Origin of the sequence: Streptomyces canarius (genome assembly GCF_014650735.1) — a bacterium.
In the GTDB taxonomy this organism is placed as follows: Bacteria; Actinomycetota; Actinomycetes; order Streptomycetales; family Streptomycetaceae; genus Streptomyces; species Streptomyces olivaceoviridis.
The window spans coordinates 328,536-344,348 of the sequence record NZ_BMVN01000001.1 but is presented as its reverse complement, the minus strand read 5'-3'; the positions used below and the strand labels follow the sequence as shown (position 1 = coordinate 344,348).

The window sequence follows — 15,813 nt, the reverse complement described above, 5'->3', positions numbered from 1 at the left end:
CTCGCGCGCACCCGCGCCCCGCGGACGCGCCGCGACCCGAACGGCGCTCACCGGCCGGCCCGGCGCAGCGGCTACGCCTTGCTGTGCGAGAACAGCTTCAGCACCGGCACGCCCACCTTGTGCCGGGCCCGGGAGGCCCAGTCCCGGTGGAAGAACTCCTCCACGTAGTGCGGGTCCGTCAGCACGATCACCTCGTCGGCGCCCACCTCGGCCACCAGCGACCTCAGCGCGTCCAACGGGTGGTCCTCGACCAGCCGCCCCTCCGCCCGGCTCCCCGCGGAGCGCAGCGCCTGGAGCGACACGTCGAGGGCCTGCTGCCCCACGCTCCGGGCCTCCTGCCCCTCGGGCGTCTCCCCTTCCCGCACCGCCTCGTCGAGTTCGCCGAGCGCGATGTCGTCGATGGCCCGCAGCAGCCGGTCCGCCTGCTCGCCGCGCGGCTGGAGCAGGACGTGGAAGGAGACGGGCTCGTCCCCGTGCAAGGTGGTGACGAACTCCACGTCGGCGGACGTCAGGGCCTTCTCGATCATCAGAACGCTTGTGAACACCAGGCGCCTCTCTCCTCGGAGGGCCCGGCAGGGCCCGTGCGGAAACCATCCTTCCCCGTGATCGCACGGGTACTGCCGGTCCAAGTCTGCCCGCCGGAAGCTAACCGGAACGATCGATTCCGCCGGTGTCAGGACTGACAGTGACGTCAGCACCAACGGTGGCGTCAGGACCGACAGTAACGACCGAACAGAAATCCGTCCTGCTCCATCAGGGACGCGAGTGCGAACCGGTGCGGAACGGCCACCGACGGCCCCCCGGCGATCCGCTGCGCGTTCCCCGCGGTGAGCGTCGGCGAGAGGGTCAGGCACAGCTCGTCCAGCACCTCCGCGGCGATCAGCTGGCCGAGCAGCCGGGGCCCGCCCTCGGTGAGCAGCCGGGTGTGGCCGAGGCCGGCCAGGGCCTGGACCGCGCGGGCGGGCTCGACGCCCATGCCCTCGCCGGCGGTCACCACCTGGGCGCCGGCCCGCTCGGCGGCGGCGATCCGGTCGGGGGCGGCCGCGGCACCGGTGAGGATCAGCGTCGGCACCAGGGGCGAGGTGAACAGCGGCAGCGTGAAGTCCAGCTCCAGGCTCGCGGTGACGATCGCGATCGCCGGGACCGGGGTCTGTCCGGCGGCGGCGCGGGCCCCGGCGAACTCGTCCCGCACCCGGGCGGGCCGGTACCCCTCCTGCCGTACCGTCTCCGCACCGACCACGACGACGTCCGCGAGCGCCCGCAGCGTGCCGAAGATCCGCATGTCGGTGGCGCTGGAGATGGGCTGCGAGCGGCCCTCGTGCTGGGCGGCGCCATCGAGCGAGGAGACCATGTTGGCCCGCAGCCACGGCCGCGGAGCGCCCGGCGCGGGCTCCGGGTAGGCGTACGCGGCGGCCAGCTCGGCGAGGCTCCACTCCCGGTCCACGACCGCGTCGACCCCGACGGGCGGACGGACCACGCCACCTGCCGGGCCCACCTCCCCCTCCGGACCGCGCCCGGGGGTCCGAGCACCCCCCGCGGGGGCCTGGGCTGCTGTTTCTTCGGTCACAGGGAACAGGCGTCGCATGCCGTGCAGTGTGACACGGCGCTTAGCATGGAGAACTGTGTCGTCCTCCACCGCCGCCCCCGGTTCCAGCCCGCTGCCGGAAGCCGGCCCCCTGTCCCTGTGCGCCCGTGAGCCGCACGTGCCCGCGGAGCGGCTGGTCGCCGAGATGGTGCCGCCGCCGCGCTTCGACTCGGTCCGCTTCGCCACGTACATTCCGGACCCGAACCAGCCCAGCCAGACCGAGGCCGTCCGGGTCCTGGAGGGCTTCGCGGCCGGGCTCGGCGGGGCGCACGCCTCGGGCGCCGGCCGGCGCGGCCTCTTCGGCTTCGGCCGGGCCAAGGCACCCAAGACCCCGGCCGGCCCGCGCGGGGTGTACCTGGACGGCGGCTACGGCGTCGGCAAGACCCACCTGCTGGCCTCCCTGTGGCACGCGACCCCGGCCGACCCGTCCCGCAAGGCGTTCGGCACCTTCGTGGAGCTGACCAACCTGGTCGGCGCGCTCGGCTTCCAGCAGACGGTGCGGACGCTCTCCGAGCACAGGCTGCTGTGCATCGACGAGTTCGAGCTGGACGACCCCGGCGACACGGTCCTGGTGTCGACGCTGCTCGGCAAGCTGGTCGAGGCGGGCGTGGCGCTCGCCGCCACCTCCAACACGCTGCCCGGCAAGCTGGGCGAGGGGCGGTTCGCCGCCGCCGACTTCCTGCGCGAGATCCAGGGTCTGTCGGCCCACTTCCGCACCCTGCGCATCGACGGCGAGGACTACCGGCACCGCGGCCTGCCCGAGGCCCCGGCACCCTTCTCCGACGAGGAGGTCATGAAGACGGCGTTCGCCACCGAGGGCGCCTCGCTGGACGACTTCGCGCGTCTGCTGGAGCACCTGGCGAAGGTGCACCCGAGCCGGTACGGCGCGCTCACCGACGGGGTGCGGGCGGTGTGCCTGACCGGGGTCAAGCCGGTGCCGGACCAGTCGACGGCGCTGCGCCTGGTGGTGCTCGCGGACCGGCTCTACGACCGCGAGGTCCCGGTGCTGGCCTCGGGGCTGCCGTTCGACCGGCTGTTCAGCGAGGAGATGCTGAACGGCGGCTACCGCAAGAAGTACTTCCGCGCGATATCCCGGCTCACCGCGCTGGCACGGGACGCGAAGGGACTGGTCGGCGCCTAGCCGCCCCTCCCCCGGCCGTCCAATAGTCGATCAAGCCCCGCGGGTCAAGGGCGGGTTCACGCCACGCCACCCGCACTTTTCACGCTCTCTTGCGCGCTTAACGCGCAGTTAACCCTGCAAAGGACTTTGCAGGGCTAACGTGTTTCTTGACCATCCATTGACCAACCCTTGGTCTGGACAAGAAACGTGAACGCGGCGGAGGGGGGCTCATGTTCCGAGGTACGACCGTTCGGACGCTGCTCACCCTCCTCGGCGTGACGCTGCTCGCCTTCCCGTTCTTCACTCCCGCGGGATCCTTCGCACCCGCGCACACGGTCGGTCAGGTGCTGGCCAAGGCCGAGACCGGAACCATCCCCTCCGCACTGCCGGTGCGCGAAGGGGCGGCGGACAAGGTCCGCGCCCCCGGCTGCCCAGGTGACCCCGCGGGCATCCCGCACGTCCGCGACCGGCAGCGCGGCCCGGCCTCCGGCTGCGCGCAGGAGCGCGCCCTCATATCCGGCCGGATGGCCGAAACGGACCCGTCGGAGCCCTCCGGCGGACCGCACCACCCCTCCCCGAGAGCCTCCAGAACGCACACTCCGGCAGCGCTCCAGGTCTTCCGCTGCTGACGGACGGACAGCTCTCTCCCCCCACACATGTCGTTCAAGTCCGACGCGCCAGGCAGGCGCGCCAGGAGGAACCCACACACATGCAGCCCCTCATCGACAACGCCCGTACCTTCGGACAGCGCCCTGAGGAGTTCGCCAAACTCGCCGAAGGCCAGTCCCCGCAGGTGCTGTTCATCACCTGCTCCGACTCCCGGGTCGTCCCGGCCCTGATCACGGGAGCCCGCCCCGGCGAGCTGTTCGAGCTGCGCACCGCGGGCAACATCGTCCCGCCCCACGCCTCCGAGCACCCCACCAGCGAAGCGGCCACCATCGAGTACGCCGTGGAGGTGCTCGGCGTCCGCGACATCGTGGTCTGCGGCCACTCGCACTGCGGCGCCGTCGGCGCGCTGGTGCGCGGTGACGACCTGACCGCCGTACCGGCCGTGCGTGACTGGCTGGCGTCCGCCACCCCGCGCCCGGCCGGCGCGGCCGAGGACCCGGAGGTCGCCGAGGGCGTGCAGAGCCACGTACTGACCCAGCTGCTGCGACTGCGCTCGTACCCCTGCGTGGAGCGCAAGCTGAAGGAGGATCAGCTGGCCCTGCACGCCTGGTACTACGAGGTGCACACCGGCGCCGTACGGACGCACCGCCCGCAGACCGACACCTTCGAGGCCCTGTGAGCGCGCCCATGACCGACAACCGCACCCTCATATCCCGTTTCCCCTACCTCAAGCAGGACTTCGCCGCCTCCCTGGTGGTCTTCCTGGTCGCGCTGCCGCTGTGCGTGGGCGTGGCCGTCGCCTCCGGGGTGCCGGCCGAACTCGGCCTGGTCACCGGCATCGTGGGCGGCATCGTCACCGGGCTGATGCGCGGCAGCAGCCTCCAGGTGTCGGGACCGGCGGCCGGCATGACCGTGCTCGTCTTCGAGGCGGTCAAGGAGTTCGGGCTGCCGGTGCTCGGCGCGATCGTGCTCATGGCCGGAGCGCTCCAGGTGGCCATGGGCCTGCTGCGGCTGGGCCGTTACTTCCGCGCCATCTCCGTCTCCGTCGTCGAGGGCATGCTGGCCGGAATCGGCCTGGTGATCATCGCCGGGCAGCTGTACCCGGCGCTGGCGGCGAAGGCCCCCGACTCCGGCCTGGGCAAGATCGCCGGGGTGCCCGGCGCGTTCCTGGACGCCCTCGGCGACACCGGCGCCCTCGCCTCGCTCGCGGTGGCCGCGGGCACGATCGCGGTGCTGCTGCTGTGGAAGCACACCCCGGCGAGGGTGCGGGCGGTGCCCGGCCCGCTCGCCGCGGTCGGGCTCGCCACGCTGGCCGCGTTCGCGCTGGACCTGCCGGTGGCCACCGTGGAGGTGCGGGGCCTGCTCGGCTCGATCCAGCCCCCGCCGCTGAGCGCCTTCGGCGAGCTGGCCGGCGTGGGGCTGCTGGGCACGGTCGTCGCCTTCACCCTGATCGCCTCCGCCGAGTCGCTGTTCAGCGCGGCGGCCGTGGACCGGCTGCACTCCGGTCCGCGCACCCAGTACAACAAGGAGCTCGTCGCCCAGGGCGCCGGCAACATGGTGTGCGGGGTGCTCGGCGCGCTGCCGATGACCGCGGTGATCGTGCGCAGCGCGGCCAATGTGCAGGCCGGTGCCCGCACCAAGGCCTCCCGGGTCATGCACGGCGTCTGGCTGCTGCTGTTCGCGGCGCTGCTGCCCGACGTGCTGGCCTACATCCCCGTCCCGGCCCTCGCGGGCATCCTGATCCACGCGGGCGCCAAGCTGGTCCCGCTCCGGGCCCTGACCGTGCTGTGGCGCGAGCACCGCGGGGAGGCGCTGGTCCTCGCCACCACGGCCGTCTCCATCGTGGCGGTCAGCATGTTCGAGGGCGTGCTCATCGGCCTCGCGCTGGCGGTGGTGAAGACCGCCTGGGAGGCCTCGCACGTCAAGCTGGAGATCGTGGACATGGGCGCGGGACCGATCGAGGCGCACCTGTCCGGGAACGCGACCTTCCTGCGGCTGCCGAAGATCCTCGACAGCCTGGAAGCGCTGCCCCAGGACCGCCCGGTCCGGCTCGACCTGTCCGGGCTGCACCATCTGGACCACGCCTGCCGTACGGCTCTGGAGAACTGGGCCGCGCGGCACAGCGCGGCGGGCACGGAGCCGGTGAAGCTGGTCACGGCCGCCTGACGGCCCGCCCGTGGGGCTGGGGCGCCGGGACCTCTCGGCATGCCCGGCCCCACGGGCCTATCGTGGCAACAGCAGACAAACCGGCCTCTGGATGAGGAGGTCACCATGGTCGAGGACCTTGTGGTGACCCTGGCGGCAGCGGCGGGCTCCGCCGGTGTGGTGTACCTGGCGATGGCGGCGCGGGTGGTCAAGCAGTACGAGCGCGGTGTGCTGTTCCGGCTCGGCCGGGTGGCGGGGGAGGTGAGGCCGCCGGGCCTGAACCTGATCATCCCCTTCGTGGACCGGTTGCAGAAGGTCAACATGCAGATCGTGACCATGCCGATCCCGGCCCAGGAGGGCATCACCCGCGACAACGTCACGGTCCGGGTGGACGCGGTGGTCTACTTCCGCGTGGTCGACGCGTCGAGCGCCCTGATCAAGGTCGAGGACTACAAGTTCGCGGTGTCGCAGATGGCCCAGACGTCCCTCCGGTCGATCATCGGCAAGAGCGATCTGGACGACCTGCTCTCCAACCGCGAGAAGCTCAACCAGGGCCTGGAGCTGATGATCGACAGTCCGGCGGTGGGCTGGGGCATCCAGGTCGACCGGGTCGAGATCAAGGACGTGTCCCTTCCGGACACGATGAAGCGGTCGATGGCCCGCCAGGCCGAGGCGGACCGCGAGCGCCGGGCCCGGATCATCAACGCCGACGCGGAACTCCAGGCCTCCAAGAAGCTCGCCGAGGCCGCCCAGCAGATGTCGGGGACACCGGCCGCGCTCCAGCTGCGGCTGTTGCAGACGGTGATGGCGGTGGCCGCCGAGAAGAACTCGACACTGGTCCTGCCCATCCCGGTGGAACTGCTGCACTTCCTGGAGCGGGGCGGGCAGCCCGCGCTGCCGGAGAAGCCGGAGATGCCAGAGATGCCGGGGAAGCCGGAGAAGCCGGATAAGGACGAACAGGACCAGGAGCCCGCGGCGCACACCGACGGCGGACCGCATCCCGGCTGACGGGCACCTGAGCCACCCCGGCCCGGACAGAAGGAGCGCGTGTGCGGAACAAGCCGGCCAGGAAGCTCCAGGAACTGCTGCGGCTGCCACCGGGCGAGCGGGTCGACCTGTCCCGGTACGACGCCCGGGCCACCCCCGGCGCCCCGGACGGCAAGCAGGCGGCGCAGGCGGCAGCGGACCGCATGGGCAAGCAGCTGGCCCGGCTCCAGGAGCGGCTGTGGGCGGCGGCCACCGCGGGCGACCACCGCCGGGTGCTGCTCGTCCTCCAGGGCATGGACACCAGCGGCAAGGGCGGCACGGTCAAGCATGTGATCGGCCAGCTCAACCCGTCGGGGTGCCGGATCACGGCGTTCAAGGCACCCACCGAGGAGGAACGGGAGCACGACTTCCTGTGGCGGGTGCGGCGGGCGCTGCCGGGGCCGGGCGAGATCGGCATCTTCGACCGCTCGCACTACGAGGACGTGCTCATCGCCCGGGTCCGGCATCTCGCCCGGCCGGCCGAGATCGGCAGCCGCTACGGCCTGATCAACGACTTCGAACGCTCCCTCGCCGAGGACGGCGTGGCCCTCGTCAAGTGCTTCCTGCACCTCTCCTACGACGAGCAGCGGCGCCGTCTGCTGCGCCGGCTGGACCGCCCCGACAAGCACTGGAAGTTCGCCCCCGGCGACATCGACGAACGCGCCCTGTGGCCCGCCTACCAGGAGGCGTACGAACTGGCCCTGGAGCGCTGCGCGGCGCCGTACGCGCCCTGGTACCTGGTCCCGGCGGACCGCAGGTGGTACCGCGACTGGGCCATCAGCCGCCTCCTGCTGGAGCGGCTGCGGGACCTGGATCCCCGGTACCCGGAGGCGGACTTCGACGTGGCGGACTGCCGGGAGCGACTGCTGAAGCAGACGTGAGCGGGAGGTGCGGGGCGGCGCGGGCGGACGTGGGCCGGGGTCGGACTCCGGCGCGGGCGCACGTCGGCCGGGGGGCGGACTCCGGCGCGGGCGCACGTCGGCCGGGGGTCGGACTCCGGCGCTGGCGCACGTCGGCCGGGGTCGGACTCCGGCGCGGGCGCACGTCGGCCGGGGGTCGGACTCCGGCGCTGGCGCACGTCGGCCGGGGTCGGACTCCGGCGCGGGCGGACGTCGGCCGGGGCGGGGTTCCGGTTCGGGCAGACGTGAGCCGGGGCCGCAGGGGTACCCGGCGGGCATGCACGAGCAGCGGAAGGTCACCGATTCGTACTGGCTGCGGACCGCCCCGGGGCCGTCCCGTCCCGCCCTGGACGGGGATCTCGACGTGGACGTGGCCGTCGTCGGCGCGGGCATCGCCGGGCTGAGCACCGCCTATGAGCTGGTCCGGGCCGGGCGGCGGGTGGCGGTGCTGGAGGCGGGGCGGGTCGCGGCCGGCGTCACCGGCTACACCACCGCCAAGCTGACCGCGCAGCACACCCTGGTCTACGACCGGCTCCGGCGCACCCGGGGAGCGGAGGGGGCGCGGCTGTACGCCCGTTCGCAGTCGGAGGCGATCGAGCACGCGGCGGCGCTGGCGGCCGAGCTGGGCATCGACTGCGAGTGGGAGACCCGGGACGCCTACACCTACGTCCGGGACCGGTCGCGGGTGGCCGAGGTGCGCGCGGAGGCGGAGGCCGCCCGGGAGGCGGGGCTGCCGGCCGTGTTCACCACGGAGACCGGACTGCCCTTCCCGGTGGCGGGCGCGGTCCGGGTGACCGGGCAGGCGCAGTTCCACCCGGTCAAGTACCTGCGGGCGGTCACCGCCGATCTGCTCGCGCGCGGCGGCGAGGTGTACGAGCGGACGCGGGTCACCGGTCTGTCGGAGGGCGAGCCGTGCCGGCTGACGACGGAGGCGGGCGCCACGGTGACGGCCCGGGACGTCGTGGTCGCCACCCACTATCCGCTGTTCGACCGCGCCCTGCTGTTCACCCGGCTCTCCCCGCGCCGGGAACTGGTCGTCGCCGGGCCGCTGGGCGACGGGCCGGACCCGCACGGCATGTACATCACGCCGGACGAGAACACCCGCTCGGTGCGCACGGCGCCGTACGGCCCGGACGGGCAGCGGCTGCTGGTCGTCACCGGTGAGCACTTCACGCCCGGCACCGGCGACCCGCAGGCGGGCTTCGAGCGGCTCGCCGGCTGGGCCGAGGTGAACTTCCCCGGGGTGAAGCTGGACCAGGCCTGGGCCACGCAGGACAACGAGTCCACCGACACCGTCCCGCTGGTCGGCCCCCTGCACCCCGGCGCACGGCACGCTTACGTCGTCACCGGCTTCGGCGGCTGGGGCCTGAGCAGCGGCATCATGGCCGGGCTGCTGCTGAGCGCGCTGATCACCGGCCATGACCGCGCCTGGCGGGAGCTGTACGACCCGCGCCGGCTGAAGTCGGTGGTGCGCGAGGCGCCGTCGCTGCTGAAGACCCAGGCCGAGGTGGCCCGGCACTTCGTCGGCGACCGGCTGAAGCCTCCGGTCTCGGTGGACGACCTGGCGCCGGGCGACGGCGCGCTGGTCCGGTCCGGCGGGGAACGGCTGGCGGTCCACCGCGACGCGGAGGGCGCCCTGCACGCCGTGTCGGCCCGCTGCACCCACCTCGGCTGCCTGGTCTCGTTCAACCGCGCCGAACGCGCCTGGGAGTGCCCCTGCCACGGCTCGCGGTTCGCCGTCGACGGCACGGTGCTCCAGGGGCCGGCGGTCACACCGCTGGAGCGGCGGGAGCTGGACCGGTCCGCGGCCGACCCCGGCGGGGAACAGTCGCCGCCGCGCGGGTGACCGTACCGCCGTGCCGCGGAACATATCACCATACAAACTCACCTTCAGTCCTACGTTCGTACGGTGATCCCACGAGCACGTCATCTCATCGCCGTCTGCCTCCTGGGCGCGGCGCTCACCGCCTGCGGCACCGCGGGCGGGGAGCGGCCCGCCCCGGCCGCCTCCCGCGTCTCCGCGTCCCCTTCTGCCACCCGTCCGCCCGTGCTCGCACCCGGCCCCGGCGGGCTGACCCCGGTCTTCGAGCACGGCCCGCGCAACCGGGGCAAGACCGTCGCGCTCACCTTCGACGCCGACATGACCGCCGACGAGGGACCCCGCGCGGCCTCCGGCGAGCACTTCGACAACCCGGGCCTGATCGACGCCCTGCGCACGCTGAAGGTGCCGGCGACCGTCTTCATGACCGGCCGGTGGGCCGACGAGTACCCGGCCGAGGCCGGCGCCCTGGGCCACGACCCGCAGTTCGAGGTGGCCAACCACTCCTGGAGCCACTACGCGTTCACCGCCGACTGCTACGGCCTGCCGACCGTCGAGGCCGACGGGATGCGGGCGGACGTGCAGCGCGCGTACGAATCCCTCCGCGCGGCCGGCGTGCCCCACGCGATGCCGTACTTCCGCTTCCCCGGCGGCTGCTACGACCAGCGGGCGCTGCGCGCGCTGAGCGGGCTCGGGGTGACCGCGGTGCAGTGGGACGTGATCAGCGGAGACGCCTTCGCCACGGACGCCGACGCGGTGGTCAAGCAGGTGCTCGACGGGGTGAAGCCGGGCTCGGTGGTCGTCATGCACTGCACCCGCAGCGCCGCCCCGACGACCGAGCGGGTCGTCCGCACGGTCGTACCGGAGCTGCGCGAGCGCGGCTACCGGTTCGTGAAGGTCTCCGAGCTGATCGGCCAGGCGGGCAACGGCCGCTGACGTCCTACGCTGAAGGCATGAGCGACGAGGACTACTGCACGATCCCCGAGACGGTGAAGCCGGCGAAGGCCGACGGACCGCCGTACGCGGAGTGCGTGCTGTGCCGGGAGCCGACGGAGTACCCGGAGTCGTACAAGGGCATCACGCTGTGCCCCGTCTGCGAGTGGCAGGAGGCACAGCGCACCGCCTGCTCAGGGTGAGCGACGCGCGACCAGCCGGCCGGTCGCGGCGAAGGCGGCGGCCGTGAGCAGGGCGGCTCCCGCCAGCGGCAGCAGCGGCACCGGTGCCCGGCCGGTCTGCGAGCCGATGACCAGACCGCTGACCGCCGCCCGCGCCGGGGAACCGGCAGGCACCACCGCCAGCAGCGCGCCCAGCAGCATCGCCGGGACCGCACGCCCCCTGGACCGCAGCACCGGCCGGCTGGTGAGCGCGCCGACGGCCGCACCGAGCAGGGCGCAGGCGAGGGTGGCCGGCAGTCCCGCGGCGGCGGCCCGCAGCCGGGGCACGTGGACCCGGTGGCCGTTGCTCGCCGGGTCGCTGATCAGCGTCACGACCGCGGTGGCCGCCACCCCGAGCAGCACGGCCACGAGCAGCGCGGTGAGCAGACAGGCGAGGTGTGCCCGGGCGGGGCCGCGGGCGGCGGCGACGCAGGCCCGGGCCGCGGGCGGCTCCGCGGTGACACAGATCCGTACCAGCCAGGCGGCCACCGGCAGCAGACCGGCGGCCGTGTAGCCGAGCGAGCCCAGCACCGGCTGGCCGCTCTGCACGCCGACGCCCAGGAACGCGACGTACAGGATCACCGGGGGCAGCCAGCGCTGGGAGCGCAGCAGCAGGTCGGCCTGGTAGCGCAGGAGCGCGGTCATGGGCGGCTTCCGGGGTCGGCGGACAGCGGGTCGGGGGACGGCGGTTCGACGCGGACCACGTGCCAGGGCGGGCGGGCCGTGAGCAGGGTGCGCAGCAGGGTGTCGGAGTGGGACGCGGGGACGGCGAGCCGGTGGCTGCCGGGGGCGGTCTCCTCGGCGGACACGGCGATCCGCACCGCGTCCGGCGGCAGCCGCCCGCCCGGCGCCCCCCGCACGGTGACGACCGTGACCGGTCCGGTCGGCGCACCCGGCGCGTCGGTACGGCGTTCCAGACCCCCGTCGACCACCGCGTAGGTCGCGTCCGGGGCCCCGGCGAGCCGGCGCGGGTCGTGGTCCACGAAGACCACGGCACCCCCGGCCGCCGTCCGCTCGGCCACCGCCCGCGTCAGCTCGGTCCGCGCCGCCGCGTCGAGCCCGGTCCAGGCCTCGTCCAGCACCAGCAGCTCCGGGTCGTCGAGCAGGGGCTGTGCGACGGCGACCTTCTGGCTGCTGCCCTTGGAGAGCCGGGCCATCGGCGTACCGGCGTACGCGCCCGCCCCGAACCGCTCCAGCCAGGTGTCCGCGGCACGTGCGGCGGCCTCCCGGCCGAGGCCGTGGACGGTGCCGAGGTGGGTGAGGTAGCCGGCGGCCGTGAAGGGCAGGGCGGACGGGAACCGCTCCGGCACGTACGCCGTGCGCGGGCGACCGCTGATCCGGCCCTCGCTGGGCGCGTCGAGCCGGGCGAGCAGCCGGAGCAGGGTGGACTTCCCGGTGCCGTTCGCCCCTTCGACCCGGGTGAGGGTGCCGGGGGCGACGACGAGGTCGACGCCTCGCAGCACCCAGGGGCCGCGGAAGCCGTAGCGACGGCCCACGGCGGTCAGGCGCAGGTCACGGTGCATGGGGGTCATTCTGTTGCAGGGGATACGGTGCGGGGTCGTCCGGTACGGCGCTCACCGCTCCGGCGGGGCTCAGCGGGCCATGCCCCGGCTCAGCCCGGCGGCCCTGGCCCGCACCGCCGCGGCCCAGGGTCCTCCGTCCCCCGGCGGCGCGGACACCCCGGTCGCCGAGACCTGCACGTCGGACAGCGGACCGTCCGGGGAGGCTGCGAGCCGGCCCCAGTCGATGTCGGTCCCGGCGCGCTGGGCGAGGGCGACGACGGTGCCGACGAAGCCTTCGGAGAGGGCCAGGATGACGGTGTGGCCGGTCCGCCGGTGCCGGGCGAGCAGGGCGTGCACGAAGACCGCGAAGGCGTCCGGATCGATCTGGCACTCGTCGTTCCGCATCGGCCCGATGCCGGACGGCAGCCCCAGCTCGGCCTCGAAGACCTCCACCTGCCGCAGAAAGAGCCGGGCGGCCCCGTTGGACGGGTTCCACAGCGTCTCGTCGCCGATGTCGAAGTACTGACTCATGGCACTCCCCCTCCGGTCCCTTCATTCGATCAAGAGGGGTGAGCGTAGCCAGCCGGTTCACCGGCGTCGCCGGAGAATTCCCCGCGCGGGCCCGCTCGCCCCGCCCGCGTGGGCCTCTCGCCCCGCCCGCGTGGGCCTCTCGCCCCACCCGCGCGTTGATCGGTCCGACCGGGGCTTCGTAGGCTGGGTTCCCGTGAGCCACGTTCCCGCCCCCGCCGCCCCCGCCGCCGACAGCCCCGTCCAGCCCGCACGCGATCCGCGTGACGAGGCGCCCCAGTTCGTCCTGCCGCTGGTGGTACGGATCGAGCGGGGCGCCCCGCCGGCCCGTACCGACGCGCTGGAGACCGCCGCCCGGGCCGTCCTGACCCTGCTCGGCGACGAGCGGGCGCACGGCGACGGCGAGTGGGCCGAGGCGGTACGCGACTGGGAGGACGCCCGGATCCGGAAGGTGGTCCGCCGGGCCCGGGGCGCCGAGTGGCGGCGCGCCGAGGCGCTGCCCGGGATCACGGTGCACGGCGCCTCCGCGGAGGTCCGGGTCTTCCCGCCGATCCCGCTGGACGGCTGGCCGAAGGACCTGGCGAAGCTCCAGGTGTCGGGCACCGAGCTGGACGACCCCGAACCGCCGGCTCCCGCCGACCCGGCCGGCCGGCCCGTGCTCTGGCTGAACCCGGACCTGGAGATGTCGGCCGGCAAGGCGATGGCCCAGGCCGGCCACGGTGCCCAACTGGCCTGGTGGGCCCTGCCGGACACCGCCCGCACCGCCTGGCGCGACGCCGGCTTCCCCCTCTCCGTCCGCACGGCCGCCGCAGCCGACTGGCCCCGCCTGACCACCAGCGGCCTGCCCGTGGTCCGCGACGCCGGTTTCACGGAGATCGCCCCGGGCTCCTGCACGGTGGTGGCGGAGCACCCGGCCCTGCGCTGACCGGGGAGGCCGGCGCGGTCGGAGACGGGCCGGTCGTCACCTCAAATGTTGCTCTGAACGCGACAGACGGGGGTTCGAGGGCGGTCGCCGGGGCCATATCCCCGTCACTCGACGCAGCAGCACGGGCCGAGGAGGGGGAAGCACCATGCGGCGACTGGGGACCGGGATCGGGTGGCGGCCGGAGATCGCGGATGCCGTGGAGCGCATGCCCGGCATCGACTGGGTGGAGGTCGTGGCGGAGAACGTCTGCCCCGGGCACCTGCCCGAGTCGCTGCTGCGGTTGCGCGAGCGCGGTGTGACGGTGGTCCCGCACGGCGTCTCCCTGGGTCTCGGCGGCGCCGACCGGCCCGACGAGGGGCGGCTGACGGCGCTCGCCGAGCGGGCGGAGGCGCTCGGCTCACCGCTGGTCACCGAGCACATCGCCTTCGTCCGGGCGGGCGGCGCGCTCACCGCCTCCCCGCGCCTGGAGGCCGGCCATCTGCTGCCCGTGCCGCGCACCCGGGACGCGCTGGACGTGCTGTGCGAGAACGTCCGCATCGCGCAGGACGCGCTGCCGGTGCCGCTGGCCCTGGAGAACATCGCCGCGCTGTTCTCCTGGCCGGGCGAGGAGCTGACCGAGGGCCAGTTCCTGTCCGAGCTGGTCGAGCGGACCGGCGTACGGCTGCTGATCGACGTGGCCAACCTGCACACCAACCACGTCAACCGGGGCGAGGACCCCGCCGAGGCGCTGGCCGCGCTGCCCCTTGAGGCGATCGCCTACGTCCATGTCGCGGGCGGCTTCGAGCGCGACGGCGTCTGGCACGACAGCCATGCGCATCCCGTGCCGCGTCCGGTCCTCGACATCCTGACCGGCCTCGCCGCCCGGGTCGCGCCGCCGGGGGTGCTCCTGGAGCGGGACGAGAACTTCCCGGAGCCGGCGGAGCTGGAGCGGGAGTTGGACGCGATCCGGGAAGCGGTGACGGTCGGGCGCGCGGCGGAGGGCACGGCGGGGGGTACGGCGCGGACGCCGGCCCTCGCTGGTGCCGCCCGGGCCGGGGGTGTCGGTGTCCTGGCGCGGCCGGTGGCGGGTGTGCGCGAGCGGGTCGGGGTCGCGCAGACCGCCGTGCTGTCGTCCCTGGTGGCGGGGACGCCGGTGCCGGAGAGGTTCGACCGGGTGCGGATGGGGGTGCAGGCGCGGGCGCTCGCGGCGAAGCGGGCGGGGGTCGTGGCGAAGGTGGCGCCCGAGCTGCCGGTGATCCTGGGGCCGGGGTACCGGGAGACGTTCCTGGAGTACGCCCGGCAGCGGCCGATGCGCGGGGGGTACCGGCTGGACGCGCTGGACTTCGCCGGCCACCTGCTGAAGCTGGGCCGGCCGGCCGACGCGGGGGCACGGCGCGAACTGCGGGACTGGTGGCTGCACCGCTCGGGCCCGGCACCGCGAAAGCGGGGGCTTGTGGAGCGGGTGCTGCGACGCGGAGTCCGACAGTTGCCTGCGTAGCCAAGCGGGTTCGGCGCCTCGACGGCCGACGGCTCGCCGACGGCACCGCAACCGCCCCGGCGGCACCGCGAACCGTCCCCCGCACCTCGCACCCCGCACCCGAATGCCCTTTCGGACCCCCCAGTAATATGCCAACCCCGCACCCACCCCCAGGCACCCCGGCGTGCGGCGCAGGAGGCATCATGCGACCGCGACCGCGACCCCCGGTCAACGGCCGAGGCATCTTCAGCGGCACCGGGCTCATCGTCACCGCCCTGGCGGCGACGGTCGTCGCGCTGCTCGTCCCGCTGTGGTCGTACGCCGACCGGCCGGACGACCCGGCGAGCGCGAGCGTGCTCAGCGAGCGGACGGTGACGACGCCGTACGGCCCGCTGTCCGCGCAGGACCGGGACTTCGTCACCAAGGTCCGGCTGGCCGGGCTGTGGGAGCTGCCCGCCGGGGAGCTGGCGCAGCGGAAGGGGACCACGCCCGCCGTCCGCACGGCCGGCCGGCACCTCGTCGACGGCCACACCTCCCTCGACGCGCACGTCCGCACGGTTGCCACCCAGCTCGGCATCGCCCTGCCCAACGAGCCGAACGAGCAGCAGAGGCAGTGGCTCGCCACCCTGGACACGGCCGAGGGCCAGGACTTCGACCGCCAGTTCGCCGGCCTCCTCCGGCTCGCCCACGGCCGGGTGTTCTCCCTGGTCGCGCAGATCCGGGCCGGCACCCAGAACTCCCTGGTCCGCGATCTCGCCGACGACGCCAACGCGACCGTTCTGGACCACATCAAGGTCCTGGAGGCGACCGGGTACGTCGACTTCGCCGCGCTGGCCAGGGATCTGGCGGCCTCCGCCTCCCCGGTGCCGACCCCGACGGAGGTCGACCCGAGCGCGGCCGTACCGGTCGAGCCGTCACCGGCCGGTCCGTCAGCGGGCCGGGCGTCACAGGGCCAGGCATCGCAGGACCAGGGCCCCTGACCAGCCCGGAAAGCGGAACGTCACAGACCGGCAACACTGCGTCCGGATCGTGAAATGGGCATGGC

17 protein-coding genes are annotated in these 15,813 nt (G+C 74.2%); 12 read left to right on the top strand and 5 right to left on the bottom strand.

What is annotated here, in order from left to right; all coding sequences use genetic code 11:
* Window positions 1-71: 71 nt before the first annotated feature.
* Both IE294_RS01390 and IE294_RS01385 read right to left on the bottom strand, forming a co-directional pair.
* Window positions 72-545 (bottom strand): indole-3-glycerol phosphate synthase, encoded by a 474-nt coding sequence (locus IE294_RS01390; protein ID WP_189813925.1) that lies wholly within the window; start codon window positions 543-545, stop codon window positions 72-74.
* A 164-nt stretch (window positions 546-709) separates the two neighbouring features.
* Window positions 710-1,585, bottom strand: a complete 876-nt coding sequence (locus tag IE294_RS01385) for a pyrimidine reductase family protein (RefSeq protein WP_373315770.1) — start codon at window positions 1,583-1,585, stop codon at window positions 710-712.
* Window positions 1,586-1,622: 37 nt separating this feature from the next.
* On the opposite strand from IE294_RS01385, the gene zapE reads away from it, so the two are divergent.
* The 9 genes from zapE to IE294_RS01340 all read left to right on the top strand — a co-directional run bounded on the left by zapE (window position 1,623) and on the right by IE294_RS01340 (window position 10,339).
* Window positions 1,623-2,726, top strand: coding sequence for a cell division protein ZapE (zapE, locus tag IE294_RS01380; protein WP_189881376.1), 1,104 nt, complete (start codon window positions 1,623-1,625; stop codon window positions 2,724-2,726).
* Window positions 2,727-2,935: 209 nt separating this feature from the next.
* Window positions 2,936-3,334, top strand: a complete 399-nt coding sequence (locus tag IE294_RS01375) for a hypothetical protein (RefSeq protein WP_189881374.1) — start codon at window positions 2,936-2,938, stop codon at window positions 3,332-3,334.
* A gap of 80 nt (window positions 3,335-3,414) precedes the next feature.
* Window positions 3,415-3,993, top strand: a complete 579-nt coding sequence (locus tag IE294_RS01370) for a carbonic anhydrase (RefSeq protein WP_014675669.1) — start codon at window positions 3,415-3,417, stop codon at window positions 3,991-3,993.
* An 8-nt stretch (window positions 3,994-4,001) separates the two neighbouring features.
* Window positions 4,002-5,480, top strand: a complete 1,479-nt coding sequence (locus IE294_RS01365; RefSeq protein ID WP_189881372.1) for a SulP family inorganic anion transporter — start codon at window positions 4,002-4,004, stop codon at window positions 5,478-5,480.
* A 105-nt stretch (window positions 5,481-5,585) separates the two neighbouring features.
* On the top strand, window positions 5,586-6,467 hold the full coding sequence (locus IE294_RS01360) for a slipin family protein (protein ID WP_189881370.1): 882 nt from the start codon (window positions 5,586-5,588) through the stop codon (window positions 6,465-6,467).
* 41 nt (window positions 6,468-6,508) lie between these two features.
* Entirely contained in the window at window positions 6,509-7,366 is an 858-nt protein-coding gene (locus IE294_RS01355) for a PPK2 family polyphosphate kinase (protein WP_189881368.1), read from the top strand.
* A gap of 295 nt (window positions 7,367-7,661) precedes the next feature.
* The gene (locus IE294_RS01350; RefSeq protein ID WP_189881366.1) at window positions 7,662-9,230 is read left to right on the top strand and encodes an FAD-dependent oxidoreductase; all 1,569 of its coding nucleotides are present in this window, start codon (window positions 7,662-7,664) and stop codon (window positions 9,228-9,230) included.
* A 63-nt stretch (window positions 9,231-9,293) separates the two neighbouring features.
* Window positions 9,294-10,139 carry a polysaccharide deacetylase family protein gene (locus IE294_RS01345; RefSeq protein ID WP_189881364.1) on the top strand — a complete coding sequence of 282 codons (846 nt, stop codon included), beginning with the start codon at window positions 9,294-9,296 and terminating at the stop codon, window positions 10,137-10,139.
* Window positions 10,140-10,156: 17 nt separating this feature from the next.
* Window positions 10,157-10,339: a hypothetical protein gene (locus tag IE294_RS01340; protein WP_189881362.1), complete on the top strand. Its 183-nt coding sequence runs from the start codon at window positions 10,157-10,159 to the stop codon at window positions 10,337-10,339.
* Here the strand turns inward: IE294_RS01340 and IE294_RS01335 are convergent.
* From IE294_RS01335 to IE294_RS01325, 3 genes are all read right to left on the bottom strand, one after another.
* Entirely contained in the window at window positions 10,331-11,002 is a 672-nt protein-coding gene (locus IE294_RS01335) for an ABC transporter (RefSeq protein WP_189881360.1), read from the bottom strand. The two genes, IE294_RS01340 and IE294_RS01335, sit on opposite strands and share 9 nt — an antisense overlap.
* Entirely contained in the window at window positions 10,999-11,880 is an 882-nt protein-coding gene (locus IE294_RS01330; RefSeq protein WP_189881358.1) for an ABC transporter ATP-binding protein, read from the bottom strand. The genes IE294_RS01335 and IE294_RS01330 overlap by 4 nt, the downstream gene beginning before the upstream one ends.
* Window positions 11,881-11,949: 69 nt before the next feature.
* Window positions 11,950-12,390, bottom strand: a complete 441-nt coding sequence (locus IE294_RS01325; protein WP_189881356.1) for a DUF6086 family protein — start codon at window positions 12,388-12,390, stop codon at window positions 11,950-11,952.
* A gap of 193 nt (window positions 12,391-12,583) precedes the next feature.
* Here IE294_RS01325 and IE294_RS01320 point away from each other — a divergent pair, with 193 nt between their 5' ends.
* The 3 genes from IE294_RS01320 to IE294_RS01310 all read left to right on the top strand — a co-directional run bounded on the left by IE294_RS01320 (window position 12,584) and on the right by IE294_RS01310 (window position 15,748).
* On the top strand, window positions 12,584-13,312 hold the full coding sequence (locus IE294_RS01320) for a peptidyl-tRNA hydrolase (protein ID WP_189881354.1): 729 nt from the start codon (window positions 12,584-12,586) through the stop codon (window positions 13,310-13,312).
* Between the two features lie 145 nt (window positions 13,313-13,457).
* Window positions 13,458-14,789: an MbnB/TglH/ChrH family RiPP precursor modification enzyme gene (locus tag IE294_RS01315; RefSeq protein ID WP_189881352.1), complete on the top strand. Its 1,332-nt coding sequence runs from the start codon at window positions 13,458-13,460 to the stop codon at window positions 14,787-14,789.
* Between the two features lie 182 nt (window positions 14,790-14,971).
* Window positions 14,972-15,748 (top strand): DUF4142 domain-containing protein, encoded by a 777-nt coding sequence (locus tag IE294_RS01310; RefSeq protein ID WP_189881349.1) that lies wholly within the window; start codon window positions 14,972-14,974, stop codon window positions 15,746-15,748.
* The last annotated feature ends 65 nt before the right edge of the window (window positions 15,749-15,813 follow it).